Source organism: Acetomicrobium mobile (assembly GCF_937920065.1).
This window is the reverse complement of the sequence record NZ_CALETC010000197.1, coordinates 1-1,835: the sequence shown is the minus strand read 5'-3', so window position 1 is coordinate 1,835 and position 1,835 is coordinate 1. Positions and strand designations below refer to the sequence as shown.

General features: G+C 49.8%; 2 protein-coding genes and 1 riboswitch. Both genes read right to left on the bottom strand.

The genetic code is table 11. The features are described from left to right. A partial coding sequence (locus tag Q7P41_RS07760) for a (2Fe-2S)-binding protein (protein WP_303883265.1) occupies positions 1 to 389 on the bottom strand: 389 nt, incomplete at its 3' end. Between the two features lie 197 nt (positions 390 to 586). After that, positions 587 to 712, bottom strand: a riboswitch (molybdenum cofactor riboswitch). Between the two features lie 8 nt (positions 713 to 720). Further along, a partial coding sequence (locus Q7P41_RS07755; protein ID WP_303883264.1) for an NADP-dependent malic enzyme occupies positions 721 to 1,835 on the bottom strand: 1,115 nt, incomplete at its 5' end.

Here is a 1,835-nt window from a genome sequence, read left to right as displayed (position 1 = left end):
CGCACCTCTTCACGAGTTGGATTTGGGTTTTCGTCCAAGAGAGCCTTCGAACTCATTATAAAACCAGGCGTGCAAAAACCGCACTGTATGGCGCCTGTCTTTACGTAAGCCCATTGAAGCGCGTGGAGTTTGTCGAGCGTTCCAAGTCCTTCAATTGTCATGATTTCTGCGTCTTCTGGCACTTTATCCCATCTTACGATGCATGAACGCACGAGCTTGCCGTTCATTATGACCTCGCATGCTCCGCATTGTCCCGGTCCGCATCCAAGCTTCGTTCCCGTTAGCCCGAGTTGTTTTCTAATTACGTTGACCAGCATGGCGTCGGGGGAGGCGACTACGTGGTGAGGATTGCCGTTGACCTTGATGCTTTTCCTTAAATACTGTTTCATGGTTTCCCTCCTCGTTTTTTTCGAACGCCCTAAAGCTCATATATGGCAAACTTCGACCCAAGTGACCTCCTTTCTTTAAGTTATTAATTCGCCATACCAGCCTTAAAGCGTCCATCTAGCGCTAAAGGAGGTTTAAAAAAGCTGCCTCGCTTAAAGGAGGCAGCTTTTTGCTAAAGATAACCTACGGCAGGCGTAAGCTTTCTTTAACATTTCCTCCTTTCCAAACATGGGAGGCATCCTCGTTTCCAAAGATACCCATTGGCCAGAAACCATGGAGCCCATGAAGGGTCTTTAGTTTAAATGGCTCGGAGTTATTTACAGTGAACCAAATCTATACAGACTTTATCAATCCCTCTTTCATAAGCATCTTGGTGGCCTCTTGAGCGTTCCTTATCTTCTCCTCAGCAACCTTGACTAATTCATCCCTAGACATATTTACCTTAGCTAAGCCCTGTTCGATTGCCTTGACACCCACCGACGCAGCGACCTCGGGGTATACCCACGTCTGATCCATGGTAGGAATCAGGTAATCCTCGTTCAAGCCTATCTTTTCGGCGCATTCTGACAACGTCTTTGCCGCAGCTATACACATCTCATCAGTTATGACCGATGCCCTGACGTCAAGCGTTCCTCTGAAAACCGCAGGAAAGATTAAAGAATTATTTATCTGGTTCGGAAAATCGGACCTTCCCGTGGCAACTATCCTGGCACCGGCTTTTTTGGCCTCCCAGGGCCATATCTCGGGAATGGGGTTGGCGCAGGCAAAAAGCATTGCGTCCTTGGCCATCCTGGCGACCCATTCCTTTTTTACCACGTCGGGGCCTGGTTTGGTATAACAAAACACCACATCAGCATCCTCAAAGATTTTCTCCGGCCCTCCGCTGACGTTATCGGGATTGGTAATTTGGGCAAGGTGCCGCTTTATGTCGTATTTTACGTCGTCAAGGTCGCTTCTTTCCGAGTGCAGCACTCCCTTGCTGTCTGCAATAAGTATGTTTTTGGGATTGACCCCTGCGCTTATTAGGATCCTTACCGTAGCGACGTTAGCGGCCCCGCAGCCAAAAAAGCCGATCTTTATATCTTCGATCTTCTTGCCGGTTATCTTAAGGCCGCTGTAAAGGCCTGCCAGGTTAACGGCAGCCGTTCCCTGCTGGTCGTCGTGCCATACCGGGACCTTGCAGTCCTTGCGAAGCTCGTCGAGAATATAAAAGCACTTCGGTTGGGCTATGTCTTCCAGGTTGATCCCGCCGAAGGCAGGAGTAAGCATTCTGACCGTCTCTATGAACTTATCGGGGTCTTTGGTATCAAGGCAAATTGCCACGGCGTCCACACCGCCCAAGTACTTAAAGAGCATACACTTGCCTTCCATGACGGGGAGCCCCGCTTCGGGCGCTATGTCGCCCAAGCCCAAGACCCTCGTTCCGTCAGTTACGACCGCTATGGTGT